The organism is Parasphingorhabdus sp. (assembly GCF_036963805.1).
Taxonomy (GTDB): domain Bacteria; phylum Pseudomonadota; class Alphaproteobacteria; order Sphingomonadales; family Sphingomonadaceae; genus Parasphingorhabdus.
The window spans coordinates 1-576 of record NZ_JBALUN010000054.1 but is presented as its reverse complement, the minus strand read 5'-3'; the positions used below and the strand labels follow the sequence as shown (position 1 = coordinate 576).

Sequence of the window (576 nt, the reverse complement as noted above, 5' to 3'; positions counted from 1 at the left end):
GGGTACTTTAATTGTTTGATAGATACTTGGGAGATACAAAAGACTGGTTTCGTCTGATTCAGCTATCAAAACAGGCAATTACCCCGGAAGTTTCTTTTCAAGGCTACGGTTGCTCATGAAAATCGAGATATTTTATGATCGCCCGGCAGCTTTTGGCCCCAATTCTGGTGAATAACTTGATTTGGTGTGCGGATTTATATTGCTTCATAAGACGAGCTGAACGCAGTTTGATTGGCAGTTCACGCTGCATCGGGATTGATCTGGCAAGTTTCCGCAGGTTTTGTGCTGTGGTGGCTAGGAGGAATTTGTCTTTTTCGCCATTTGATCCCTGTATTCGCAGCCGGTTGAGCGTTAATATTTCTTGATATTCTCAAGCAGCATTTCCACCTTCTTGCGCTGCCTTCGCTTCCCACAAGTTCTGCCCCTACGCACCCCCGCACGGTCGTCTCGAACACTCTCGCAGAAGACAACTAATCCGGAATCGGCCATGCCGATTTTGGGAAAGGTGCGTTGAACGGGCGCAGCACCGCCCAATCCTAGCCGGTAGAGGCAGCCATAGGCCAGATTGCTATGAAC

General features: G+C 48.4%; 1 pseudogene. It reads right to left on the bottom strand.

Features of this window, described 5'->3' with window-relative positions:
- Positions 1-232: 232 nt before the first annotated feature.
- Positions 233-426: pseudogene (locus V7676_RS18745) on the bottom strand (IS5/IS1182 family transposase); the annotation flags it as partial.
- Positions 427-576: the final 150 nt, after the last annotated feature.